Raw genomic sequence first — 24655 nt, 5'->3', positions numbered from 1 at the left:
AAGATGTTATCTAAGTTTTTGAATGGTATTGAAAAAGCAGGGAATAAGCTTCCGGATCCATTTATGTTATTTGTGTATCTTGCTCTCTTTATGATTTTACTTTCTTGGGTGGTTTCTTCATTTGGCGTTTCTGTAGTACAGCCAGGTTCTGGTGAAGAAGTAGCGATCAAGAGCTTAATTTCTGCTGAAGGTATTCAATATATGCTAACGTCGATGCTTGAGAACTTTACTGGCTTTAAACCTTTGGGTCTTGTTTTAGCGATGATGTTAGGGATTGGTTTAGCGGAGAAAGTGGGTCTCATTGAGACAGCTATTAAGAGTACCATCCTCAAAGCACCAGCCAGCCTAACGACTTATGCAGTTATATTTGTCGGAATATTGGGAAATTTAGCCTCTGACGCAGCGTTTGTCATTGTTCCACCTCTTGCTGCTATGGTCTTTTACACAGTTGGCCGACACCCGCTTGCTGGACTTGCAGCTGGTTTCGCAGGTGTAGGTTCTGGTTTCACAGCGAATATTGTCATAGCGGGTACAGACGCATTGCTTTCAGGAATTTCTACTGAAGTGATGGAAAGCCTTGATTCTAGTGTGGTTGTAACACCTGTTGATAACTGGTACTTTATGATCGTTTCCGTTGTTGTTCTATCCATTACAGGTGCTCTAGTAACGGAAAAAATCGTTGAGCCTCGTCTTGGTAAATATGATGGGGATCTGAAGAAAGAAATGAAAGCTTCCACTCCATTAGAGAAGAAAGGGTTAAAGAATGCTACGATTGCCCTGCTTATCTATATCGGTTTATTGCTTGTTGCTTTATTCTGGCCGAACTCTCCATTACGTAACGAAACAGGAGGAATTATTCCATCCACATTCTTAGATGGTATTATTCCAATTATCCTCTTCATGTTTATCGCCGTTGCAGTGACGTACGGTGTTACAGTTAACAAAATTACGAAGACGAAAGATGTCTCCACATTTATGGGAGATGCCATTAAAGATATGTCAGGATTTATCGTCCTCATATTCGCTGCAGCTCAGTTCATTGCCTACTTCGATTGGACAAACATTGGTACATGGATTGCTGTAAGTGGAGCAGGATTCCTAGAATCATTAGGGTTAACAGGAATTCCTGTTATTATTGGCTTCGTACTCTTAACAGCCCTTATGAACCTTTTAGTCTTCAGTGGGTCAGCTCAGTGGGCACTAGAAGCACCAATCTTCATTAAAATGTTCTATATCTTAGACTATCATCCCGCTTTCATTCAAGCGGCTTACCGTATCGCGGATTCATCTACCAACATTATTACACCGATGAACCCGTACATCATTATCGTGTTAGCGTTTATGAGAGAATACGATAAGAAAGCAGGACTGGGGACACTCATTTCCCTAATGCTCCCATACAGCATTATCTTCTTATCCGTATGGATCGTACTACTACTAGCCTTTGCATTCCTAGGCATCCCATTCGGACCTGGCGTGCACATGTATCTATAGTGGGGCAGGGGGACAGGTACCTCGTCCCTTCGCTTCTCGAACTAAATAGGTGAATGCCAACACAGCAGCTCCTTCTAGGGGCTGCTGTTTTTTATCTGAGGAACTTATCATTGAGTTAGTAACTTTTCTTTTTACAAATTTTTATAAAAAATGTCACAGAGGGAGGTCTCTGCGACATTTTAAAGAAATAACCTTGTAGAAAGTCTTTGATTTCATAGCTCTATGAAGCTTTCTCGAGTTTAATTTAGGAGGACCGCTTTGGGACAAGGAACCCGTCCCCCTGTACCAAACAAGATTCTGGCGTGTAACTTATACTCGAAATGTCAATCATATTCCTAATGAAACGTTTTTTGTTAGGAAGAGGGGTGTTGGAGATGTTAAGTGCGGTGTTGTTGGTGTTATGTGTTGGATTAGCGATTTATATCTACAAGTATGAGGTACCGGATGAACTTTCGGTCGTGTTCCAAACAAAAGAATCAGGTGTCCGATTGGCCCAGGAACTGTATTGGTTGTTAGAAACGAATCAATTAAAGCCCCACTATTCCATCCCGTACAATAAACGAAATCTCTTTGAATTTGGCTACCATGAATGTGACGTCATTATAGAAGTCCCTTCAGAACATTATCGCCTAGCCGTCCAATTGGTTGAGAGGTATAAGAGGGATGGAGGGACAGGTACCTCGTCCCTTCGTTTCTCGAAATAATGGGTGAGAAACTATGACACTTCACCCAAATATATGAGCGAAAACCCTGATCTCTAAGTGGATATTATGAGAAGTGATGGGACAAGGAACCTGTCCCCGCGTCCCGCATGTCCCCGCGTCCCGCATTATAAAAGCCCAAAGCATTTATACTGTGCTTTGGGCTTTTACATAATGGGATTATAACTACGCTTTTGGATCTCTGTAATATATCGATCTAATTTCTGGCTAAGTTCAATCGTCTTATCATGATTTAAACCATGAGTGAGTCCTGTTTCAATCATTGTGGAACGTAAATTTGTGATCCTCATCTTTAGTTCTTCGGTTGATGTATGTTCCTCTATAAAATACTGGATTTCCATTTTGAATCTCCCCAATATCTGTGTTGGTAGGATGTCTGACGTGTCAACGTAAGTTCTATTAGAATTATAACACGTTAGGATATAAATGGTAATAAATAATCACTAAAAAAACACTTAATTCCATATTTTCCACCTATTTTTATGTGAATTTGTTGTCCGGGCCAAGGTTTAAGGTCTATCTTATTGTTATTTCCTTATCTATGATAAAGTTAGGACAGAGAACAAATGAATCAGATAGGGGGGCGGAGGATGGATTTTAATACATATATTCAACAATCAAAAAGAAGATGCAGAGAAGACTACCGGTTAGAACCGACAGAGATCCCAACTTTAGCAATAGAATTAACAGATGCAGAAGTTGAAAGACGCAAGCAACAGTTAGAAAATGCGCTTCCTGTTATTCAGCACTTTATGGAGAAAGTAATCTATTATATGGATGGAACTCCAATCATAGTTTCCACAACCGATGACGAGGGCTACATGATTCATAAATTTGGAGACCAGAGTATGATGGAAATGATTGATGCATTCGGTATCCATAACGGTGTTCAATTTCGCGAAACAGTTGCCGGAACAAACTCCATTGCGCTCTCCTTGCTTCATGATGAGCCCATTGGACTTGTTGGGAAAGACCACTACCATGAAGCGCTGCATGGCATTGCCTGTTATTCAGCTCCTTTTCACTATGGGGAAGACAATCGAATTTCAGGAACGATATCGATTATGACAACCATAGAATACGCAAGTCAGTTTCATTTAGGACTTCTCTCATCAGCGGTCGATTCCATTGAGCGGGAGCTTCGTCTTCAGGAGAAGAACAATAAGCTTGAAATCTTAAATCAAATCATGATTAATTCCACACCTCTTGGTATGATTATGACCGATCAAGAAGGACGTATCACCGACTACAATGCTGCCTTGGAAAAGTTAGTAGAATATAATATGGAAGAGCGCCTGAAAAATGGGGACACCAGAACATACGTCATTAAGCCGTATGTAGATCATGTACTGTTAACGGGGGAAAAGCTCGAGAATAAGGAAGTCACCATTTCGTTTGATGATGGACAGAGAGAGAAGATTTGTCAGCTCGATGTCCTTCCTATATACGACGGGGACAAGGTAATTGGTACTTTTGCTCAATTCCGTGATATGACGAATTATTACGAACTTCAGGATAAGCTCATAGAATCAGAGAAACTATCAACTCTTGGGAAATTTAGTGCAGGACTTGCCCATGAAATCCGAAACCCACTCACATCAATTATCGGATTAACGCAGCTATTAAAGGAAACCAATGCTCAGAATAAATATTTAGAGATCATCACATCGGAACTCGACCGAATGAAGAACCTTGTTAACCAATTTGTTCTGCTTGGAAAACCATCACCGGTTCATCCATCGCCTTGCAATTTCCATAACCTTATAGAGGAAACGATTGAACTTATGAAAAGCAGTGCCCGGCTTCAAGATGTAAGTATCGAATTTGAATCCGATCACCACGACCTTGTCACGACAATTGATGAGGCCAAGATGAAGCAAGTGTTCATCAATTTTCTCAAAAATGCCTTTGAATCTATGGATAATGGCGGTGTGGTTCAGGTTCGGTTAGTTCACCATCCAGACAGCAATGAGGTAGAGGTGACTATTGAAGATGAAGGAGAAGGGATGACCCCAGATCAAGTATCGAATATCGGTACACTTTTTTATACTTCAAAGGAAAATGGCCTTGGAATGGGGCTGTCTATCTCGCTTGAGATTATAAAGGCTCATCATGGAAAGGTTGAATTTGATTCTGTGAAGGGAAGAGGAACGAAGGTTGAGCTTCGTTTTCCGGTGTAATGAAGCAGCAAACGTTTTAATTGAAAAATGGAGGTCGTAAGCGTGACGGAGAAACTATTTTATAGGGATGCCTATCAAACAGAATTTACAACACAGCTCGTTAAAGCGGATCAAGATGAAGGGGGACGCCCTTACGTCGTATTAGAGGAAACGGCATTTTATCCAACGGGGGGAGGACAGCCCCATGATACGGGTAGCTTGAATAGTGTTAGAGTGATCGATGTAGAAGAAGTAGAAGGAGAAATTCGTCACTATGTCACGCTCCCGATTGAAGAGGCTAGTACTGTACATGGACTAGTCGATTGGTCAAGGCGGTTTGACCATATGCAACAACATACGGGTCAGCATATCCTATCTGCAATTATGCAAGACGAGTTCGATATGGCTACCGTAAGCTTTCATCTCGGGAAGGATACGGTCTCGATTGATCTTGACGCGGAATCTCTTTCAGAGGAGACGCTACATAAAGTGGAGCAAAGAGTGAACGACGTTATTCGAGACAATCGGATAGTTGAGACAAAGTGGATGACAGTCGATGAGGCGAATCAATATCCACTTCGTAAGACCCTTTCTGTTGATGAAGCCGTACGGCTCGTAATCATACCTGATATCGACTATAACGGTTGCGGAGGGACACACCCAGGTTCAACGGGAGAAGTGCAGATGATTAAGGTGCTCGGTTGGACACGTCAGAAGAGAAACGTTCGTCTTGAGTTTGTATGCGGGAATCGTGTACTAGAACAGTTGGAAAAGAAACACAGCGTCCTAAGCGGGATCAAGACACAGATGAAGCGCCCGGAAGAAGAATTGGAGCACGAAGTATCTTCTTTAATTAAGGAAAGTAAGGCAAAAGATAAGCAACTAGCTGAACAAACAGCTCAACTTCTAGATTACGAAGCACGGGATTTGGCAGCATCTCCTCAAGAAACTGACGAAGTGTCGATCATTCAACGAGTCTTTGAACACAGAACGATTAAGACGTTGCAGGACCTTGGGAAAAAGATTGTCGAACAATCTCCTAACGGAATCGTCGTTCTTGTCAGTGAGCAAGAAGAACAGCTTCAATTCGTGCTCGCACAAGGCTCCGATGTTTCAGGGAATATGAAAGAAGCAGCTCAACAAACCATGCCTCTCATTGAAGCCAAAGGCGGAGGCAAACCAGGTTTCGTTCAAGGCGGCGGAACAAAAGCTCTTACAGCAGAAGAGTTTGCAAATCGCTTAAAGAAAGCAGCACTAGAAACACTAAACTAATTCAACCCTAAAAAGGCCCCCTCTTCTAATAGAAGAGGGGGCCTTTTTTAGGGACGGAGGGACAGGTTCATTGTCCCTTCACCTTCAAATATTTCGGGAAACGAAGGGACGAGGTACCTGTCCCCATGCCCCTTTGTCCCCATGCCCCTTATTCTATGTTGCCTTTTATTGATTTAATCGTACCGGTATGTACCCCTTCATGGTACAGCGAGAAGTTAAGGATTTCCCCTACCGTTTGTAGAGATAAGAAGTCTCCGATTGCCTCATCGTCAAGCTGTCCAGTAAGCGCGTCTTTTAATGTAGCTGGTTGTTCCTCAAGCTGCTGCTTTAATTCACTAAGAGAAGGGACGTCACCTTGCCAATCAGAAGGCGCTGTTCCTGGTGCGAAAAGTTTAAGGTAGCGGGACGGGGTTTCGATTGACTTGCCTCCGTACTTCGCAATCAAGGCGTTTTGCACCACGTAAATGTGACCAAGATTCCAGCGAATCGTATTTTTAAACCCCTCTGGCTGTATATCCGCCTGTTCTTCTGTAACACGATCTAATTCCTTTAACGTACCTTTTCTTATTAGGTTTATTTGTTGAAAAATTTGTTCTTCGTTCATGTAAATCCTCTCCCTTCCTATCTACAATTCTATCTTTTCATATGAGCGAGCTCAACCTTGGACAGAGGGACAGGTTCATTGTCCCTTCGATTTACGAAATAAAAGAGGACTACCAACTCAAAGGCTTCTATTTAAAGGAGTCTTATACGTATACGTATTTCTCTAGGTTAGGTATTTTGAGACGCGAAGGGACGAGGTACCTGTCCCTTCGTCCTGAGAAATTTCTCTATAACACTAATTTTAATCATATAAATTGAGAAATTTCTTCTCAAAATGGTTGATTTTTAGGTGAGAATCGTTTTACAATGAGTTCAGAAAAATCAACAAAAAAAGAATGGCGGGATAGAATGAGCGCCGAAAACATGAATATTACGGATTTTACGATGCAGTTCTTTCAATTACACGGAAAAGTGGCGCTTGTCACAGGTGGAAATTCTGGTTTAGGTCAAGGATTCGCCCTTGCCCTTGCGAAAGCTGGAGCAGATGTCTTCGTTGTGAGCATGACGGAAGACGAAGAGACAAAGCAACTGATCGAAGCTGAAGGGGTTCGGTATCATTTAATGATTTCAGACATCACAGAAGACGGTGCTTGTAAGAGAGTAGTAGAAGAGTGCGCGCGCGTATTTGGTAAGGTGGATATTCTTCTTAATAATGCTGGCATTGGTTTAAACGAGCCTGATGTAACGAATTTTACTCGGCTTCAGTGGGACAAAATGGTCTCTGTGAATCTAACGGCTCCTTTCGAGTTGGCACATGAAGCGGCTAAATATATGATTCCAAACCGGAGCGGTAAGATTATTAATACGTGTTCCTTATTTTCATACCTTGGAGGACAATGGTCTCCTGCTTATGCTGCAACGAAACATGGCTTAGCTGGATTCACGAAGGCTTATTGTGATGAGTTAGCTCAATACAACATCCAAGTTAACGGGATCGCACCAGGCTATTTCGCAACAGATGTGACGAAAGCAACCGGAGCTGATGAGGAGAAGAACAAGCGAGTTCTCGATCACATACCGGCTAACCGGTGGGGGAATATTGTCGATTTAATGGGAGCCATCGTGTTCCTGGCCTCAGACGCATCTAACTATGTGAATGGCACACTATTAAATGTTGATGGTGGTTACTTAGTTCGATAGAAACATAACATTATATCATTTTTAAAGGAGATGGATTGTATGACAATGAAAACAAATCAAACCGTTGAAGAATTAAAGGATCTATTATCAGAGAATCAAATCGTAACAGACGACGAAGCGCTGTATGACGCTTCAGCTGATCGCTATAAAAAATATCCGAAGTCGAAAAATGTACTTGATGTACCGAAGCCGCTAGCGATTGTGTACCCACATTCTCCAGAAGAAGTGAAGTCCTTACTTATGTATTGTAACGAGAATCTGATTAACGTTATCCCAAGAAGTGGTAAAACAGGAACTGAAGGCGGCTTAGAGAATTGGAAACAGAAAACGATTGTTATTGATGGTTCCAAAATGAATAATATCATCGACATCGACACGTATAACATGCAAGCAACGGTTCAATCTGGTGTGAAACTGCAAACCCTTGAAGACGAACTGCGTAAAGTAGGGTACACAACTGGCCACTCTCCTCAATCTAAGCCAGTCGCTCAACTTGGCGGGCTTGTTGCAACGAGAAGTATCGGTCAATTCTCTACTTTATATGGCGCTATGGAAGATATGCTAGTTGGATTAGAGTGCGTTTTCCCGGAAGGTAACATTTCGAAGATCAAAAACGTTCCAAGAAGATCAGGTGGCCCTGATATTCGCCATATTGCACTTGGGAATGAAGGAGCGCTGTGCTACATCACCGAAGTAACGGTGAAGATCTTCAAGTACACACCAGAGAACAATGAGTTCCATGGTTATTTAATTGAAGATATGGAAACAGGCATTAGTATCCTGAGAGAAGTGATGGTAAATGGATACCGTCCATCTGTTGCTCGCTGCTATTCTGAAGAGGATGCGCGTAACCACTTTGGGCACTTTTATGAAGGAAAATGTGTACTCATTTTCATGGCAGAAGGTGCAAAAGGTATTGTGAAAGCAACGAGTGAGGCAATCGATGAAGCAGTTGAGAAATTCCAATCCGGAATTGTGAAACAGGTCGATTCTTCTCTTATTGAAGACTGGTTTAATAACTTAAATTGGGATCAGAGCAAAATTGATGCTGAAATCGAAGAAATGGTAAAACACGACAAGCATGACGGCTTCACAACAGAAATTTCGGCTGATTGGGAAAATGTTATTAAGATCTATAACAACGTTATCGCACGTGTGAGGAATGAGTTTGACCATGCAGAAGATTTAACGATGCTTGGGGGCCACTCTTCCCATAGTTACTTGAACGGAACGAACATGTACTTTGTGTACAATTATGAGATTAACTGTGCTCCTGAAGATGAGTTGCTCACTTATCATCACCCGATCCACCAAATCATTATTGAGGAGACGTTGAAGCAAGGCGGGTCTATGTGTCACCACCACGGCATTGGTAAGTACCGTTCTGAATGGACAAAAGAAGAGCACGGTTCTGCTTACTATATGCTTGAGAAACTTAAAGAAGCGTTTGATCCAAATGGGATTATGAATCATGGAACGATTTTCCCTCAACCAAACGAAGTGAAAAAGTACATCAGAGGGTAATGGCCATGAGCGCTCAGTATATTATGGGAATCGACAGCGGTTCACAGAGTACAAAAGTCGTCATCTTCGACTTAGAGGGAAACGAAATGGCATACGGTTCGTGCGCTCTTAAAGAAACACTGTCTCCTGAACCTGACGTCGTCATCCATCCGGATGACGACTTGTGGGACAGCTTGTATGACGCCGTTCAACAGTGTCTGGATAACTTCGAAGGGGACAAAAGCGCTATTATAGGAATCGGACTTTGTACCATTCGCTGCTGTCGCGTTCTTTTAGACAAAAACGGCGAGCTAGCCTATCCGGTCATTAGCTGGATGGACGCCAGGATATCGAAACCATATGAGCATAAAGATGATGGGGTTCACTATGTTACGACCACTTCAGGGTATCTTGGCTTACGCTTAACTGGTGAATACAACGATACAGCTGCGAATTGCGAAGTGTTTTGGCCTGTGGATCGTGAAACGCTAGACTGGTCAACGGATGATGAGGACATTAGAGCTCAAGGACTAACGAGGGATATGTTATTTAACCTCGTGAAGCCTGGCGAAAAGTTAGGAGTGCTACGAGGGGATCTTGCAAGTGATCTTGGATTAAATGAAGAGATCCCCGTTGTGGCAACTGCGAATGATAAAGCGGTGGAAGCACTAGGATCAGGCATTAATCAAGAGCGTTCTATTATGATTTCTCTTGGCACGTTTATTTCATCCATGCTCATCCGCGATCAGTATGTGGAAAACGCTCAGAACTTTTTCCCAACTTTCGCTTCCATTCCATTTAAATATGCCTATGAATCGAACGGAATTCGAAGAGGGCTCTGGACAGTAAGCTGGTTTAAGAATCTGATAGGAGAAGAGCTGACGACAGAAGCGAACAAAATAGGCGTATCTGAAGAGGCGTTCTTAAATGAAAAAGCTAAAGAAGTCCCTGCCGGAAGCGATGGCTTGTTCACAATCTTAGACTGGTTAGCCTCTCCTGATCAACCTTACCGTAAGGGGATGATGATTGGATTTGACCAACGTCACACACGCTATCACATGTATCGTTCCATTTTAGAGGCGATTGCTTTTAATATGAAGAACAATATCGATGATATGCTAGAGGAAATGAAGATCGGACTCGATGAGCTTGTTGTTATTGGGGGAGGATCAAAGAGTGATGTTATGATGCAAATTCTTGCGGATCTGTTTGGATTACCTGTCCACCGAAGAGCAGGCAGTAGCAGTGCGTGCTTAGGAGCAGCCATCTGCACGACGCAGTATTTGGGGGTGTATCGTGATTTTGAATCAGCGGTACAGGAAATGGTAGAAACAGAAACTACCTTTACTCCAAACGATGCGAATCATGAGTTCTATACGAAGGTAAATGAAGAAGTCGTGAAACATATACGTCCTCATACGGATGAGATTAACAAGCGAATCTATCCACTATTCAATTAAGGTTTAGAACCATTGCCATTTTAGATAAGCAGTCGAAATGGTAATGGTTCTTTTCTTTACAAGTTCGGGTTTCCTTGCGTATAAAAGGGATGTATGGTTAATTAAGAAGTGTTGATTCGTGGAACAAAGAAAGGGGTGGAAAGTAGATGTTGAAGGTAGATACGGATAAATTAACAAAGCTTGAAAAAGAAGTGCATCAGAAAGTATCTGAACTTGTCGCAGAAAATGATAAGTTAAAGATCATTGAGGCTGCGGAGATATGTGAAGTAGCCCCTTCTAAAGTATCCACACTCGTTCGGAAGTTAGGCTTTGATAACTTTAAGCAGTACAAGCTCTATTTCAGTGGTCATCAAATCAAGTGGGAAAGCAATCAAAGAACAGAAGAAATACAACGCCTAATGCTTTTCTTAGAAAACTTTGATAAAAAAATCGTAGATGATTTCGTATCAATTTATCACAAATATAACAAAATTATTATATATGGCTTAGGCCCATCCTTTATTAGTGCGGAGTATTTTGCATACAAACTTGATATTGTTTCGGATAAAAATATAAAGGTAACCCATAGCGAAGATTACGCAGAACAAATGGTAGATGATGAGACGTTATTGATTGTTTTGTCTGTAACGGGTAAATTCTCTTCCTTTGAAAATCTATTTCAGAAGTCCAAGGACAAAGGTGCTGAAATTATGCTCATCTTAGAAGAGTATGTGAACACACAAAACTCCTTAGCTGATTACATTTTCCATTTGTCTAAGTTTCACCAAAGCGAAGAATTGATGCCGTTTGAAAAGACCAGAACGATTTTCTTTATATTTATGGAAGAAATTGCGACGAAATTAAAATATGGATGAGTGCACTCCTGGTTTTTGTACCAGGGGTGTTTTTTGACTAAACTCAGTCATATGGCATAAGCCTCCTCCATATAATAAGGGGTACTTATTTTTCATCAGGAGGCGACAGTATGCAGGTGATGGTAAAGAACGATGCAGGATTGGTGAAAGAAGTGAAGTTGGGGTTTAGTTGGACAACGTTTTTCTTTGGATTTATTCCTGCTTTAATCAGGGGAGACTTGAAGTGGGCGGTCATTATGTTCGCTCTTGCTGCGGTTGCGGGGGCCTTTACGTTTGGTTTAGGCGCCTGGGTTCCGGGGATTATATTCTCGTTCGTTTACAATAAGATCTTTATTAAAGAATTGTTAGAAAAGGGATACCGGCCTGCTACAGCTGAAGAAGCAGCCAAGCTGCAGGCTGAGGGGATTGTAACTCCTGGGCCTAGTTCTGTAGGAGCGTAACTAGCAGTCTCCTTTCCTGTATTATTTACAGGAGGGGAGGCTTTAAAGATACAATTAAAGGTAAGTTATTATATAAAAAGGTGCAGCCTGGTTGCTGCACCTTTTTGGTCTATTATTACTTTTTAATGATATTCATTCGATCTAAGTAACTATCTTCCGATTTACCTTCTAAATAGAAGAAGGATTTGTATTCGTTCTCTTGTCCTGTGAAATCATACCTTAACACATAGGTATCTCCTTTTTGGAGAAGGCCTTCAAATGAAGGGGTGCCAAGAACGTTTTTCACATCTTCAGCTTTAAAGGTCGAGTCTTTAAACGTTTTATGGATGACCTGAATAGTATCTTCTTTTTCGTAGTTCAACTCATGTCCGTATGCAAAGCTCAAGTTATCATAGAAAGCAACCATAGATCCATTATATGAAATTTCATCTTTGTCCCCGAAAAGTTGTTTAACATCTTCCATGGGGTCTCCGATTTGGAATGGAACATGTTTAATCTTCCCGGTTTTAAGTGTTTGGGCGAACTCTTCATCAAAGTAAGGTGCGCCATCGTCATTCATATAGTAAACCAACTCATCGTTAGTAAGGTTATTCTTCCATTTTAAAATCGTTTTCGGAAGATGGTCTGCATGATTCGTATCCGTTGTGTAATAGACAATTCCCTTGTCACTCAATTGATTCCCTGCTTCAACATTTCCAATCGCTGCTGCGTAGATTTCATTACGATCGCTTTTGACAACGATTCCGTTCATCGTATTGGCAACACCCTGGACGAATCCACTGACTGCTTCTCCACCAAAATCATCTTCCACTTCTTCTTGAGTAACGACCTGGAAGGAGTCGGTGAATAGATTGTAGTGTTCTTCTACTAGGGCACGAAAGCTTTCATTTTGGGATGCTGTGAATAGTCCAATATCGACAAATCGAGGTGTCTCATCCGATGTGTCTCCGATAGTATAATCACCAGAGAATCCAACCGCTGCACCTGCATACGCAGCACACTCATCAGTTTGTGTGATGGTGATGGTATCTCCTGGATTTTTGAAGGTAAGTGTACAACCCTGGTCGTCTGAAAATGTAGCAGTATCTCCTTCGATCGTTGCGGTTCCTTCAATCTTCCCAGAGTGGGCCCCCGAAACAGCATTTAGTGTAAAGTCAAAAGCTTGATCTTTGACTTGTTCCACGGTTAACGTTGCTCCGTTGTATTTTATATCTCTGGTCCATTCACCAGTCTCAAATTGTTTAGAAGACTCTGTTGTGAAAGACATCGTAACCGTTTTGTCAGAAGGGATTCCTGAAGTAGAAGAAAGACCCTCTTTGATATGTAACGTATACGTGCTGTCCTTTGCATACTCTCCCTCAGGTGGGGCGACGGTAATCGTTTTACCTTCGATGGTAATCTCGTTGTCTACCTCGGTGCCACTCTCGTCCGTGATGTAAATATATTCTTTGTTTTCTTTAGTAGATTCAATATTTGTATTAAATTCGATTGTCCATGATTTATCTAATTGTACATCACTTTTTGGTCCCCATTCTCCATCAGTTGACTCTGCTGAAGTTCCCATAGGGAGCTGTAACATGAGAGCAAGCATGGTGAATAAGGTCGCTATTCCTATTTTGATACGGATAAGACATGCTCCTTTCGAATATTTGATTGGTTTTCTGGAAGTTACAATCCAAGCTTACCTTTTATTTCTACTATATTCAAATAATAGGGATTTGTGGATGTGCCTAAAATGAAACAAGTAGATCCCCTAGGGAATCTACTTGTAATATTTTATGCTTTATACCCCTCAAACCAACCGACGATCTGGTTCAAACGTTCTACTCTTAGATTCGGCAAACCTGTTCTTGAAAGGTTGTGATCCGATTCAGGGAAGCGAACGAAGCGGGTGGTTTTGTTTTGGTTTTTCAAGGCGACAAACAGCTGCTCACCTTGTTCGATTGGACAGCGGTAGTCATTCTCACTATGAATGATTAAGAGAGGTGTCTCGATTTGATCCACGTACTTAATCGGAGAATGGTCCCACAATTTCTGCGGATCTTCAGTGAAATGGTTTCCGATCTCCCATTTTGTAAAGAAGTGCCCGATGTCACTCACTCCGTAGAAGCTGTGCCAATTGGAAATGGAGCGCTGCGTCACCGCTGCTTTAAAACGGTTGGTCTTCCCGACAATCCAGTTCGTCATAAAGCCACCGTAACTACCACCTGTAACAAACAGCTGTTCTTCGTCTAAAAACGAGAACTTCTCAAGTGCTGCATCTACTCCAGCCATTACATCTTCATAGTCTCCACCGCCATAATCTCCTCGGCAAGCATCTACAAACGATTGCCCATACCCTTGGCTGCCGCGTGGATTCGTGTACAGAACCGCATATCCTTTTGAAGCTAATAGTTGGAACTCATGCATAAACGAGTTCCCATACATCATATGAGGCCCACCGTGAATCTCAAGGATGAGAGGATACGTTTTTGAAGCATCAAAATGAGCTGGTTTCATAAGCCAGCCCTCAACCTCAAGGCCGTCTTTACTTTGATAAGTGAATGATTCAGGTGCAGCAATTTCGTACGTTTCATGGAATGATTCGTTGCTATGTGTGATTTGTTGTTCCTGCTTGTCCTTTAAAGATACAGAGAACAAATCGCCGATATGCGTTGGGTCACTCACTCCAAGAATCGCTTCGTCCGTGTTTTTGTCATAATAGAATGCATAAACATGACGATCTCCGCCGATCACTCTATTCACTTCACCAGCTATATTTGAATAATAAATTCCTGTATTGCCATGCTCGCTTCCTTGAAAATAAAGGCCTTGTCCATCTTGTGTCCAAACAGCCCCGGGTGAAGGATTGGCCCAGTGTAAATCAGAAATCAACACATCGCTACATTCTAAATCGACTGATTCTGTCAGGCATGTTGTGTTGTTTGTATCAAGGTTCGTGACCCATACTTTCGTCAACGTCGCGCCATCGTACTCATACCCATGTCCGAAATAGGAAAGGGACTTACCATCCGGTGAGAAAACGGGCTTTGCGAATCCGCCACTTTTTTCGTTCAGACGGTAAGGTTGTTGACCGAGTTTTTGAATATAAAGATCAGCTAGCATGTAACTTCCAGGTTGATCATCTTGGGGACGGACGTATGCAATGGTCGATCCGTCTGGCGACCACGACGGATCAGAGTGATCATAAGGCCCGGACGTAATTTGCTCAAGCTTTCCCGTTTGGCAATCATACAGCGCGATATGGGAACGCTTATGATCAAGTAAACCTTTCCCGTCTGCTTTGTAATGAAGTTGGTCAACGATATGAGGCTTCAGTTCTTCGTCTTCCTTCTTGTCTTCATTGTCATGCAGATCATCGCCTTCCTCGAGGGACGTCTGGAACATCAGCTTGGCTTCGCTAGGGTGCCAGACTGGATTCAGAGCACCATTTTTCAATGTCGTCACCTGACGCGCCTCACCACCAGCAGCTGGCATTATATAGAGCTGATTCTTGCCAGATCGATTAGAGATAAAAGCGATCGACTCCCCATCCGCCGACCAGCGTGGCGACTGATTGCGCGACTCCCCATGAGTCCATTGGGTAGATCGATTCGTTTGTCGGTCATAAATGAAGAGGTGAGAATCATATTTCTTCTTATTATTAATACTCGTTGTCACATACGCAATCTTGCTTCCATCTGGTGAAACTTGCGGATCTCCTACAAACTGTAATTGATAAAGCGTTTCTGAATGAATCTCTTGCTTCAACGTCTGAGTTGAATGGGTCATGTTTGGTCACTTCCTTTTTATCTTATATATGTACTTGGTATCAGTATGAATATTCTGTTAATTATTTGCAAGGGATAGGTTTTACAGGTTACTGTGATGATCTGGGAAGAGTGGAAGAGTGGAGGGACGAGGCACTGAAGCGTCCAGACAAGGGGGGAAAGTGTCGGGAATAGTGTAGGAGAGTCCGGACTGTTGAGGAGAGTGTCGAGACGGAATGCGGAAGCGTCTAGACAAGGGTGGAAAGTGTCGAGAGCATTGTAGGAGGAGTCCGGACTGGTGGGGAGAGTGTAGAGACGGAATGCGGAAGCGTCCAGACAAGGGTGGAGAGTGTCGAGAGCATTGTAGGAAGTGTCCGGACTGGTGGGGAGAGCGTCGAGACGGAATGCGGAAGCGTCCAGACAAGGGTGGAGAGTGTCGAGAGCAGTGAAGGAAAAGTCCGGACTGGTTGGGAGAGTGTCGAGACGGAATGCCGAAGCGTCCAGACAAGGGTGGAAAGTGTCGAGAGCAGTGAAGGAAGAGTCCGGACTGGTGGGGAGAGCGTCGAGACGGAATGCCAAAGCGTCCAGACAAGGGTGGAGAGTGTCGAGAGCAGTGAAGGAAGAGTCCGGACTGGTGGGGAGAGCGTCGAGAATAGTGTAGGAGGAGTCCAGACCGACTGCCGAAGCGTCCAGACAAGATAAGTAAGATCCTGAAAAATAACAGGCGTGGCTTACTTAGAAAGAACTATTTTGTTGCAATAATGCTTTTATTATTTTATGTTTGTTATATTCTTACATTAAAGGAAGTGATAGATGTTGAAGATGAAACAAAGACATGTCCCATTAGTTCTCAGGCAAGAGGAGGCTTTGCTTCGTAGGTTGCCGTATCAGCATACTAAACGAAGTGAAATTGAGGACTCCATAGGAAAAAGATGGGCTGGTTATAGGGGAGAGCAGGCGCTTGATTATCACCTTGATTTACTTCCATACCATCAATTTCGTATTTTACAAGATATTCGATTGCGTACCCTTCATAAAAACTTTCAGATTGATACCCTCATTTTAACTCCACAAGTCGGCTTTATTTTGGAAGTGAAAAATATTGCAGGCACTCTTCACCTAGAAAACGAATCAGGTCAATTCCTACGTACCCACAACGGTGTAAAAGCAAGATATCCTAATCCACTTTCTCAAGTAAAACGTCAACGTGAATTACTGAAAAATTGGCTACATCTAAGAGGTACATACGCATATCCACTGCATTGTCATGTTGTTATTAGTAACCCTGAAACCATGCTAGATTTTGAGAATGAATTTTCAATTCCTATCACAATGTTAACGGAAACCATTGATCGATTAAAAGAGGTCGTTGACCAATATAAAAATCGAGAAACCTTCAATATGAATTCTATGATTCAATCTCTCATTAGCGAAGATGCACCATACCATCCAAATATTTTATCATCTTACTCAGTGCCTTCATCACATGTGCTAAAGGGTGTAATGTGTATGAAATGTAAGGAATATTCTATGTTTAGGAATCGGCAATCTTGGGAGTGCTCCAAATGTAATGATCGATCTCGAAAAGCACACCAATTATCTTTGGCAGACTATTTTCTATTGTATGGCTCTACTCTAACTAATAGAAGATGTAGGGAATTTTTAGGCCACTCTTCTCCAGGTGCTGTATCTAAAATGTTATCTCGAATGGACCTTGCTTATACAGGTGCTACAAACACTCGAACGTACATGATGCCAGATAACATAGAAGAGTGGTTGCACCCATCATGATTACATGCTTATCAACTGTCTGGATGCCAGCCGGCATTGTCGGGACGAGCGCCAAGAGAGTCGGAACGCCGCGCTTAAGTGTCGGGACGAGCGCGAAAAGAGTCAGGACGCCGCGCCTAAGTAAGTAGGAGGCTATTAAGCTGAAATTGTGTTCATTCAGTGCGCGTTCATAGGCGTTACGAAGGGCAATAACGTGATCGGCTGCGCCTTTTGCGGTTCCGCCTGAATCAACAAGGTCGCTCTCTTCTTGAACAGCCTGTGCTTCTACCGCTTACCTTGGTTTATGAATCGTTAAGTCAATTTGCTCTCCTTGAACATATTGGGTATCGATGACTTCTGATCGAATAATTTCACCTGCATGTGTGATCCATTGGGCATGGACTTTTAAAGAAGATTCAACTGGGACTGGACCGATTTCATGTAACTCAATCAGAGGGAGTCCTGTACTCTCACCATTAATAAAAAGGGTGGCGCCCATTTCATTGCTCGTTAGGGAATAGGTCTTGTGGTTGAATGGAAACACGAGCTCTTGTTTCTCAGAAGCATGTTCGAGTAACACATCTAGTTGATTGGAGAACGTTCCGAATAGATTTTCGGCCTCTCCTTTTAATGTATAGGTTCCTGGGTAAGCTTTGGCAAGATCATAGAATGTATCATTTCTTGAGATTTCAGTGGTATGGTTTCCGGTTATGATGGTGGAAGGAACGAGATCTGAGCTCACCGTGATGGTTGCAGGAATGGCTTTGATGTCGTATGTATAGTAGAGTTTCGGCACGATGGCACGTTTCTTGGCAATGAAGACAGGTTTTCCGTTATCATCTGTGACTTCCTGGCCTGTTGTACGGCCCTCGTTTGATGCAATGATAGTAGATAATTGCTCTTTCATAGTCGTCCAGCCTGCTTCATTGAGGTAGATGAAGTATTCATTCTCGTTCAATAAAGCATTCGCTTCTAGGGTGAGTTCATGTAAGAACGCCGGGGCATCCTTCGATTCCATCGCTTGGTCCATGGCTTGAATTTTTTTCATTGGGTCCAAAATGGTAGAAAGGGTAAAATGGGTAATTAACAAGACAGCAGTGAGGATTCCTAGTGAGGTGAGGATTCGTTTCTTCTTTTTTGACATGGGAGGGGTTCGCTTGTAACGGGCTTTAGGGATTTCAGAAAGCACTTTTGTTCCGCAAGTGGTACAAAAGTGCTGTCCTTCACCTAACGCTTCACCGCATTCCTTACAAAAGCGCATGTCTTCCACTCCTTTCTATAAAGGTTAAAACGCACAAAACTATCTTATTATACAGTGAGGGCATTTATGTCTAAAGCTTTGGACAGGGGATGTGAGCAAAGTGCTTTTCTAAAAGGGTATTTGTTCCTATATACTAAAAGTAAGGATATTTTTAGGAGGAGAGAGATGTTCGAACAGATCAAGAATTTATTCAAGCCTAAGCAATGTATTATCTGTAAACAAAAACCACAAGCACCAAGGAAATATTATAGTGACTGGGGAGAAGAGGTGCTCGTGTGCGAGAAGTGTGTTCCGTATGCAGAGCGGAGGGCGCTCCGGAAGAAGGTGTAAGGCGCTAGCACTCACAAAAAAGCTCATCCACAACACGGATGAGCTGAAGTGCTTTAGTACGGTGAAACAAGAAAGGGTGCCAGGCACCCTTTAGTCTAGTAAAGTATACGCTAGAGTACGAGCAGTATGGATCCTCCGGATATGAGGAGGACGCCGATTCCTTTTTTGAGGGTGATGGTTTCGTTTAGGAACAGGCTGGATAGGATCATGGTCCAGATGTAGGTGACGGATGTGATCGGATATACCACGGTGTAAGGCAAGAGCGTCAGTAAATAGATATTAAGGATGGCTCCGGCCAGATAAAAGGCTCCGCCGGTACCAAGCATCATGATAAAGGGCGTGTTTATGCCTAACGGGTGATCGCTTGCTTTCTTGAAAAAGAAGCCACCGAGGGATCCGAATAATGTCATAAATAGAATTAAAAGAAGTTTAATGATCGCCACCTCCAATGAGAACGACGCCTCCGATGATGAGGAGGATGCCTAGTACGTGAACGGTCTCAATGGTTTCTCCTACGAGGAAGACCCCGAGGAAAAGGGCGAATACATAACCCAAACTCAGAAGCGGATGAAGCACGGACAAGCTTCCGAATCGGAAGGATAAAATCATCAGTACCGCACCCAGAAAGTAAAAGATGAACCCACCAATAAGTTCTGGATTAATGCCGGCGCCTGAGAGTTTCCAAAACATTTGTCCTAATGAGGTAAGAAAAGCAGCAAGGGTCATTAGTAGAATGCCCTTCTGGTTTTCTCTTATGGATTGTTTGAATCTACTCATGTGATTGCGTTGTCTCCTCTCGGCCAATCCAAACCATTGCTACTAAGAAGAGTGCAAGAGGTACGTTTGAGAATAAATATCGGAAATCCTGCGCCGGTAATGTTGCGGCGACTGATCCTACGCTTAACAAAACGGGTAAAGAGATAAGCCATACGCTGCCCCGCTTCTTATATTTCAAGAAGGCAGTATATGTGAGGAACAGAATCGCTAACAAGTAGCTCGCTGGTCTCCAAATGGTCGTAAGGAAATAGGTTTCACTTTTATCCAAGTACCTTTGAGCAGCCACGGTAGCTTTAGATGAGATTACTTTATTTTCTAGGCCATATTCATTGTTATAAAAGATGTTGGTTACAAAATTCGATGTGTAACCGGGTTTTTCTGGTTCATGCATTTGCCATACAATCGATGCTTCTTTAAGGAAAGCCTCGACAGCTAGTATGGGATTATTAAATACCATCCCACTCCACATTTTCAGGAACTCACCCATATCCTCAGCAATGACCTTGTCATTAAACTTACCTGAGAACTTAATAGGATCGACTTTGTAAGGATGATAGTATTTCTCCCAATCTTGGAGAGGCATAATACGAGATACATATGCTTCTTGTTCTTCAGTCAGATCTCCGTTAATCACGATATTGGCGATCTGCTGGGTTGGAATACCTACGGCTTCTTTCGTTTCCGTTGGACGTACGTCTAAAGCAGAGAAAATCGGTCCTGTTACCACTAAGTAAATGGCTAATACAGCTATAAAGTTAGCAAGAAGTGGTTTCCACTGTTTTCGAAAAACAAGTAAAAGAAAGACTCCCATAACAAGGAATACTGGGAAGCCATTGTGGCGGAAGAAAGCAACTGCTAAAGATGTGATGAATAATAGGAGTAGGTTACGTTTTCGATGTAGCCATGTTCCTTTAGAAAAGACCATCTTAAACATCAAAATGCAGAATAGGAAAAGAACAGCGCTATAAAGGACATCTTTCCATAAGCTAATGGAATAAATACCAAGTACAGGCCAGGCTGCCACTATAATGGTAAAAAGACTCAAGCCTTTGTAAGAAACACCATATTTCTCAATTGACTTCATGCCATATGCCCATATCAAGGAGATTACTGTAATTTGAAAGAGGGCTAAGACGCCTGGTGAATCCCAAATTTGCACAAGGACAGTCAATACCCAAGTATGCACAAGGGGGTGCCAATTGCTCCATTCAAAAGAGTGAGCCTGTCCCCATTGTGATAGGGAGTCAGGGGTCATCGTTGCCGGGAAGAAAGCAATGAAGTATACCATCCACGCAATAAAAGGAATAGCGAAATAAAGGCCAAAGCTAAATGGAGCGCTTGTTCCTTTTGGATCGAATTGAAATAGAAAATCCATCAAGGTCAGGGTAAGGCAGACGTACACAATATATGTAAGGAGATAAATGACGATGATCATCAATCTCGATTCAATATGGGATTGGTCTGGAGCCGAGCTGGCCATTAGAAGCATTGGGAATAATAATGCAAAAGGCAGCGTCCATTTCTTGTATGAAGATTGCAAGATTCCTTTAAAACGATTCGTAATACGCGCCAATCGATAGAAAAGAAGAGTAAACAGAACAAATAAAAAGAGCCCGATCCCAAATGTTAGTGAGTAAAAGGGCTCGTAGAAGGAAATGAGGGCTCCAGTAGCAATAAAACTAGCTACTGCAGCGCTTATCCAAGTTAATAGAGCATTACCGTTGCTCATCTTCGTTCCTCCTTATGCGATCATAAAGGTGGTTGAGTTCTAACTCATATTGCTTGCGATACGTGGCTGTCATGACATCTAAGATAAGTCCAGAGGCAAATATGAGCACACCAAGAATCATAAATCCGGTTGCGAGTATGGCTGATGGAACTTTTGATACAAATCCTGTATTGATAAATTCAGTAATAACAGGGATACCAACAGCAAAGCCTAATACGATGGAAAGGAGCGACCACAATGAGAAGAAGAGGAACGGCTTGTACTCTTTAAATAAAGTAAAGATCATTCGTAACACTTTAATCCCATCTGAGAAGGTATTTAGCTTCGACTCACTTCCTTCTGGACGGTCTCTGTAATCAATCGGAACTTCTTTAATTAGAAATTTCTTATCTAGAGAATGGATACTCATTTCTGTTTCAATTGCAAAACCAGAACTCATTACGGGCATCGACTTGACGAATAGCTGATCAAATGCACGATATCCAGTCATAATATCTGTAATATCGCTCTTATAAAGTCGGTTAATCAAACCTTTAACGAGTCGGTTGCCAAATCCGTGGAACTGTCTTTTGTTTTCATCATAATAGGTTCCATTACTAAGGCGGTCGCCAATCGTCATATTGGCTTTCTTATCTCGTATCGGTTGAATAAGGTTATGGACATATTCCGGTGGGTACGTGTCGTCCCCATCTGCCATTACATAAATATCAGCTTCAATTTCGCGAAACATGGAACGGACCACGTTTCCCTTACCTTGTCTCCACTCTTTCCGAACAACAGCTCCATGAGATTCAGCAACCTCTGAAGTGCGATCAGATGAGTTATTATCATAAACATAGATCGTAGCGTGGGGAAGTTCTGATTTAAAATCATCAATAACCTTCCCGATTGTCTGTTCTTCATTATAGCAAGGAAGAAGAACGGCAATTCTCTCCATAGTGGCACCTCTAATTCTTCGTTTATTTTTACACAGACGTAAGTATAACAAATAATGTATGTTCTATCTATCTTAATAGTGAATCATTCCCGAAAAGCGAGCGATTCATGCTTCGAATTGTTCGGGTTAACGGATTAAGCTGGAAGGCTTTTGGTACACGAAAAAGAACAATCAGCTAAACTGATTGCTCTAATTCATTTTCTGGTGTGTTAGGATTTTACGCTTTTTTCTTGAACGAGTTCTTCCATAAACTTCAGTAATTCCGGTTGTAGTTCTCCGCGTTCAAGTGCGAGTTCGATTGTTGTCTTAATAAAACCTAACTTCTCTCCAACATCATAACGGCGTCCTTCAAATTCATAGGCAAATACGCGATGAATTTCATTTAAATGTTGAATAGCATCTGTTAGTTGAATTTCGTTTCCTGCTCCGTATTCTTGCTTTTCTAGGAACCTCATAATCTCTGGTGTTAAAATGTAGCGTCCCATAATGGCAAGGTTCGATGGTGCCTCTCCCTGTGCTGGTTTCTCTACGAATTTACGCACGTGGTGGAGGTTATTGTTTGTTTGCCCATCAGGATCAATAATACCGTAGCGATGCGTTTCTTCGTCAGGGACAGACTTAACCCCAACAATAGAGGAACGGGTTTCTTCGTATTGGTCGATCATTTGCTTTAAGCAAGGTGTTTCCGAACGGACAATGTCGTCACCAAGCAGAACAGCAAATGGTTCATCGCCGATGAATTTACGCGCACACCAAACAGCGTGTCCAAGTCCTTTAGGTTCCTTCTGACGGATGTAGTGAATTTCTACCTTTGAAGATTGCTTCACTTCTTCAAGAAGGTCAAGTTTGCCTTTTGTCATCAAATTATCTTCAAGCTCAACGGCATGGTCAAAGTGATCTTCAATGGCACGCTTTCCCTTACCGGTTACGATAATGATGTCTTCAATTCCGGATTCAATCGCTTCTTCTACAATATATTGAATGGTTGGTTTATCCACGATCGGAAGCATTTCTTTTGGCATAGCTTTCGTAGCGGGCAAGAAGCGCGTTCCTAATCCAGCCGCTGGAATAATGGCTTTTTTAATGGTCATGCCTTTACTCTCCTTTTTACTCATATGATTGGTCTATTATACTACTAAAGTGGGTTAAACACCAATTATTCCCTAATAGATAGTCTTACTGTCTTCTTTCTATCAGGATGAAGAAGTATAACTTTGCTCTACACTTTTGCCTTGTTGCGCTTTCTTAGGCAGAGCAGGTAGCTTCCCGAACACAATTTGGCTAAATGGAATGAACTGATGGAAGATCCGGATGATCACATAACAGATTCCAACCGTTAGAATATATCGTGCACCGATCTCCAAATGAAACAAGTAGTTAGAATGTGTCGGAACCCATCTGGCCACCTCTTTTAATACAAATGGATGGATAAGGTAATAGCCAAATGAGTAGCTGGCTACGTGATTAACGAAATCCAATTTAGGTTTGGATAATCGTTCACTTAAACGTTCGGCAATCCTGAAGATGACATAAGCTCCTACCATTAAATACACAAACCGTGGTAAGTTCCCTAGAAATGGAGGAATTACCAATGTACCCGTCATATACATATGATAATGGATCCGGACAGCTACTGCTCCTGCTATTCCTGCAAATATTCCGATTGGTAAGGTCCACTTGCTCTTAGATTTTGCCTTTTCTTTATCGTAGTTAATGCCAACCCAACCACCTAATAGAAATGGTCCGATTAAGCTTAAGAACACTGGGTAGGTAATCCAATCAACGTTCACCTTCAGCAGGAAGAACGCTAAGTGAATAATTCCTCCGATGAGCCACATATAGTTCCTGAACCATTTGATCTTTTGGGAAAACCATACAAGGAGTGGTAACACCAGATAGAACTGTACGATTAGGAAAATAAAATGAAGGTGATAATAAGAATCCCCTTCTAGAATACGGATCAGGGACTGCAATGGAGCCAGGTCTCGGTATCCTATATATAATCCATACACTTCATAAAAGACTGCCCACATGAGGTACGGGATTACAATAAATGTAACGCGTCTTTTGTAAAAACGTTTTAGGACCTCTTTGGTCATTTCTTGTGCATAATAGCGATAGAAAAACACAAGGCCCGTCATAAAGATAAATAAACTTGCTTCAATTCGTACAATTCGGTTTAGAAAATGATATTTCTGAAATGCGTCTCCGCCCTCTGGTAGAGTGCTAATGTACGTCCCTGTTGCGTGTACAAGCACTACACAAAGCATAGCGAATAAACGTATAAAGGAAATGGATAGTATTTTTTTGTTACGCATTCTTTTTCAAATCCAATCTATTAAAGGTTAATCTTCATTCCCTAGTGTATAGATTCAATGGAAAAAAATCTATGGGGAATTTTAGGAGGTGGTCTGTTCGTAGATCTCGTTCGGATGTGAAACTATACCCCATTATC

The 24655-nt window shown here is 42.1% G+C and carries 21 protein-coding genes; 10 read left to right on the top strand and 11 right to left on the bottom strand.

Features of this window, described 5'->3' with window-relative positions:
* Window positions 1–3: 3 nt before the first annotated feature.
* Together ACYX4O_RS18015 and ACYX4O_RS18010 are read left to right on the top strand one after the other, a co-directional pair.
* Window positions 4–1494 (top strand): AbgT family transporter, encoded by a 1491-nt coding sequence (locus ACYX4O_RS18015; RefSeq protein WP_476357202.1) that lies wholly within the window; start codon window positions 4–6, stop codon window positions 1492–1494.
* A 368-nt stretch (window positions 1495–1862) separates the two neighbouring features.
* Window positions 1863–2198 (top strand): hypothetical protein, encoded by a 336-nt coding sequence (locus ACYX4O_RS18010; protein WP_476352839.1) that lies wholly within the window; start codon window positions 1863–1865, stop codon window positions 2196–2198.
* A 164-nt stretch (window positions 2199–2362) separates the two neighbouring features.
* Here the strand turns inward: ACYX4O_RS18010 and ACYX4O_RS18005 are convergent, their stop codons facing one another.
* On the bottom strand, window positions 2363–2557 hold the full coding sequence (locus ACYX4O_RS18005; RefSeq protein WP_476352837.1) for a Spo0E family sporulation regulatory protein-aspartic acid phosphatase: 195 nt from the start codon (window positions 2555–2557) through the stop codon (window positions 2363–2365).
* Between the two features lie 249 nt (window positions 2558–2806).
* Here ACYX4O_RS18005 and ACYX4O_RS18000 point away from each other — a divergent pair, with 249 nt between their 5' ends.
* Both ACYX4O_RS18000 and ACYX4O_RS17995 read left to right on the top strand, forming a co-directional pair.
* A complete protein-coding gene (locus ACYX4O_RS18000) occupies window positions 2807–4396 on the top strand; it encodes a two-component system sensor histidine kinase NtrB (RefSeq protein ID WP_476352835.1) in 1590 nt (529 codons plus the stop codon).
* A 42-nt stretch (window positions 4397–4438) separates the two neighbouring features.
* The gene (locus ACYX4O_RS17995; RefSeq protein WP_476352833.1) at window positions 4439–5647 is read left to right on the top strand and encodes an alanyl-tRNA editing protein; all 1209 of its coding nucleotides are present in this window, start codon (window positions 4439–4441) and stop codon (window positions 5645–5647) included.
* A gap of 148 nt (window positions 5648–5795) precedes the next feature.
* Here ACYX4O_RS17995 and ACYX4O_RS17990 read toward each other — a convergent pair whose 3' ends face one another.
* Complete coding sequence (locus ACYX4O_RS17990; protein ID WP_476352831.1) at window positions 5796–6251, bottom strand: DinB family protein; 456 nt, start codon at window positions 6249–6251, stop codon at window positions 5796–5798.
* Window positions 6252–6556: 305 nt separating this feature from the next.
* Here ACYX4O_RS17990 and ACYX4O_RS17985 point away from each other — a divergent pair, with 305 nt between their 5' ends.
* The 5 genes from ACYX4O_RS17985 to ACYX4O_RS17965 all read left to right on the top strand — a co-directional run bounded on the left by ACYX4O_RS17985 (window position 6557) and on the right by ACYX4O_RS17965 (window position 11647).
* Window positions 6557–7390 carry an SDR family oxidoreductase gene (locus ACYX4O_RS17985; protein WP_476352829.1) on the top strand — a complete coding sequence of 278 codons (834 nt, stop codon included), beginning with the start codon at window positions 6557–6559 and terminating at the stop codon, window positions 7388–7390.
* A 39-nt stretch (window positions 7391–7429) separates the two neighbouring features.
* The gene (locus ACYX4O_RS17980; protein WP_476352827.1) at window positions 7430–8914 is read left to right on the top strand and encodes an FAD-binding oxidoreductase; all 1485 of its coding nucleotides are present in this window, start codon (window positions 7430–7432) and stop codon (window positions 8912–8914) included.
* 5 nt (window positions 8915–8919) lie between these two features.
* Window positions 8920–10353 (top strand): FGGY-family carbohydrate kinase, encoded by a 1434-nt coding sequence (locus ACYX4O_RS17975; RefSeq protein WP_476352825.1) that lies wholly within the window; start codon window positions 8920–8922, stop codon window positions 10351–10353.
* A gap of 146 nt (window positions 10354–10499) precedes the next feature.
* Window positions 10500–11207 carry a MurR/RpiR family transcriptional regulator gene (locus tag ACYX4O_RS17970; RefSeq protein WP_476352823.1) on the top strand — a complete coding sequence of 236 codons (708 nt, stop codon included), beginning with the start codon at window positions 10500–10502 and terminating at the stop codon, window positions 11205–11207.
* 110 nt (window positions 11208–11317) lie between these two features.
* Window positions 11318–11647, top strand: a complete 330-nt coding sequence (locus ACYX4O_RS17965; RefSeq protein ID WP_476352821.1) for a DUF2628 domain-containing protein — start codon at window positions 11318–11320, stop codon at window positions 11645–11647.
* Between the two features lie 115 nt (window positions 11648–11762).
* Here ACYX4O_RS17965 and ACYX4O_RS17960 read toward each other — a convergent pair whose 3' ends face one another.
* The gene (locus tag ACYX4O_RS17960) at window positions 11763–13226 is read right to left on the bottom strand and encodes an Ig-like domain-containing domain (RefSeq protein ID WP_476352819.1); all 1464 of its coding nucleotides are present in this window, start codon (window positions 13224–13226) and stop codon (window positions 11763–11765) included.
* Window positions 13227–13423: 197 nt separating this feature from the next.
* Window positions 13424–15418 (bottom strand): S9 family peptidase, encoded by a 1995-nt coding sequence (locus ACYX4O_RS17955; protein WP_476352817.1) that lies wholly within the window; start codon window positions 15416–15418, stop codon window positions 13424–13426.
* Window positions 15419–16209: 791 nt separating this feature from the next.
* Here ACYX4O_RS17955 and ACYX4O_RS17950 point away from each other — a divergent pair.
* The gene (locus tag ACYX4O_RS17950; protein WP_476352815.1) at window positions 16210–17187 is read left to right on the top strand and encodes a nuclease-related domain-containing protein; all 978 of its coding nucleotides are present in this window, start codon (window positions 16210–16212) and stop codon (window positions 17185–17187) included.
* 271 nt (window positions 17188–17458) lie between these two features.
* Here ACYX4O_RS17950 and ACYX4O_RS17945 read toward each other — a convergent pair whose 3' ends face one another.
* The 7 genes from ACYX4O_RS17945 to ACYX4O_RS17915 all read right to left on the bottom strand — a co-directional run bounded on the left by ACYX4O_RS17945 (window position 17459) and on the right by ACYX4O_RS17915 (window position 24518).
* A complete protein-coding gene (locus ACYX4O_RS17945; RefSeq protein ID WP_476352813.1) occupies window positions 17459–18427 on the bottom strand; it encodes a TcaA 3rd/4th domain-containing protein in 969 nt (322 codons plus the stop codon).
* A gap of 440 nt (window positions 18428–18867) precedes the next feature.
* On the bottom strand, window positions 18868–19167 hold the full coding sequence (locus ACYX4O_RS17940; protein WP_476352811.1) for an EamA family transporter: 300 nt from the start codon (window positions 19165–19167) through the stop codon (window positions 18868–18870).
* A gap of 19 nt (window positions 19168–19186) precedes the next feature.
* Window positions 19187–19534, bottom strand: a complete 348-nt coding sequence (locus ACYX4O_RS17935; RefSeq protein WP_476352809.1) for an EamA/RhaT family transporter — start codon at window positions 19532–19534, stop codon at window positions 19187–19189.
* Window positions 19527–21263, bottom strand: a complete 1737-nt coding sequence (locus ACYX4O_RS17930; protein ID WP_476352807.1) for a DUF6020 family protein — start codon at window positions 21261–21263, stop codon at window positions 19527–19529. The genes ACYX4O_RS17935 and ACYX4O_RS17930 overlap by 8 nt, the downstream gene beginning before the upstream one ends.
* On the bottom strand, window positions 21250–22200 hold the full coding sequence (locus ACYX4O_RS17925; protein WP_345242214.1) for a DPM/DPG synthase family glycosyltransferase: 951 nt from the start codon (window positions 22198–22200) through the stop codon (window positions 21250–21252). The genes ACYX4O_RS17930 and ACYX4O_RS17925 overlap by 14 nt, the downstream gene beginning before the upstream one ends.
* A 209-nt stretch (window positions 22201–22409) precedes the next feature.
* Entirely contained in the window at window positions 22410–23291 is an 882-nt protein-coding gene (gene galU, locus ACYX4O_RS17920) for a UTP--glucose-1-phosphate uridylyltransferase GalU (RefSeq protein WP_036783118.1), read from the bottom strand.
* A gap of 102 nt (window positions 23292–23393) precedes the next feature.
* Window positions 23394–24518 carry an acyltransferase gene (locus tag ACYX4O_RS17915; protein WP_476352805.1) on the bottom strand — a complete coding sequence of 375 codons (1125 nt, stop codon included), beginning with the start codon at window positions 24516–24518 and terminating at the stop codon, window positions 23394–23396.
* Window positions 24519–24655: the final 137 nt, after the last annotated feature.

Source organism: Pontibacillus sp. ABV4_188 (genome assembly GCF_056311905.1).
The sequence above is the reverse complement of the archived record's forward strand: the minus strand, read 5'-3'. Positions and strand labels throughout refer to the sequence as shown.

Excerpts from the sequence above, each read along its gene's own strand:
- ACYX4O_RS17950 (WP_476352815.1), top strand. The coding sequence starts at position 16,210 with ATGTTGAAGATGAAACAAAGACATGTCCCATTAGTTCTCAGGCAAGAG.
- ACYX4O_RS18015 (WP_476357202.1), top strand. The coding sequence starts at position 4 with ATGTTATCTAAGTTTTTGAATGGTATTGAAAAAGCAGGGAATAAGCTT.
- ACYX4O_RS17925 (WP_345242214.1), bottom strand. The coding sequence starts at position 22,200 with ATGGAGAGAATTGCCGTTCTTCTTCCTTGCTATAATGAAGAACAGACA.
- galU (WP_036783118.1), bottom strand. The coding sequence starts at position 23,291 with ATGACCATTAAAAAAGCCATTATTCCAGCGGCTGGATTAGGAACGCGC.
- ACYX4O_RS17965 (WP_476352821.1), top strand. The coding sequence starts at position 11,318 with ATGCAGGTGATGGTAAAGAACGATGCAGGATTGGTGAAAGAAGTGAAG.
- ACYX4O_RS18000 (WP_476352835.1), top strand. The coding sequence starts at position 2,807 with ATGGATTTTAATACATATATTCAACAATCAAAAAGAAGATGCAGAGAA.
- ACYX4O_RS17960 (WP_476352819.1), bottom strand. The coding sequence starts at position 13,226 with ATGTTACAGCTCCCTATGGGAACTTCAGCAGAGTCAACTGATGGAGAA.
- ACYX4O_RS17980 (WP_476352827.1), top strand. The coding sequence starts at position 7,430 with ATGACAATGAAAACAAATCAAACCGTTGAAGAATTAAAGGATCTATTA.
- ACYX4O_RS17930 (WP_476352807.1), bottom strand. The coding sequence starts at position 21,263 with ATGAGCAACGGTAATGCTCTATTAACTTGGATAAGCGCTGCAGTAGCT.
- ACYX4O_RS17990 (WP_476352831.1), bottom strand. The coding sequence starts at position 6,251 with ATGAACGAAGAACAAATTTTTCAACAAATAAACCTAATAAGAAAAGGT.
- ACYX4O_RS17985 (WP_476352829.1), top strand. The coding sequence starts at position 6,557 with ATGAGTTCAGAAAAATCAACAAAAAAAGAATGGCGGGATAGAATGAGC.
- ACYX4O_RS17975 (WP_476352825.1), top strand. The coding sequence starts at position 8,920 with ATGAGCGCTCAGTATATTATGGGAATCGACAGCGGTTCACAGAGTACA.
- ACYX4O_RS17940 (WP_476352811.1), bottom strand. The coding sequence starts at position 19,167 with ATGACATTATTCGGATCCCTCGGTGGCTTCTTTTTCAAGAAAGCAAGC.
- ACYX4O_RS17945 (WP_476352813.1), bottom strand. The coding sequence starts at position 18,427 with ATGCGCTTTTGTAAGGAATGCGGTGAAGCGTTAGGTGAAGGACAGCAC.
- ACYX4O_RS17955 (WP_476352817.1), bottom strand. The coding sequence starts at position 15,418 with ATGACCCATTCAACTCAGACGTTGAAGCAAGAGATTCATTCAGAAACG.
- ACYX4O_RS18005 (WP_476352837.1), bottom strand. The coding sequence starts at position 2,557 with ATGGAAATCCAGTATTTTATAGAGGAACATACATCAACCGAAGAACTA.
- ACYX4O_RS17970 (WP_476352823.1), top strand. The coding sequence starts at position 10,500 with ATGTTGAAGGTAGATACGGATAAATTAACAAAGCTTGAAAAAGAAGTG.
- ACYX4O_RS17915 (WP_476352805.1), bottom strand. The coding sequence starts at position 24,518 with ATGCGTAACAAAAAAATACTATCCATTTCCTTTATACGTTTATTCGCT.
- ACYX4O_RS17935 (WP_476352809.1), bottom strand. The coding sequence starts at position 19,534 with ATGAGTAGATTCAAACAATCCATAAGAGAAAACCAGAAGGGCATTCTA.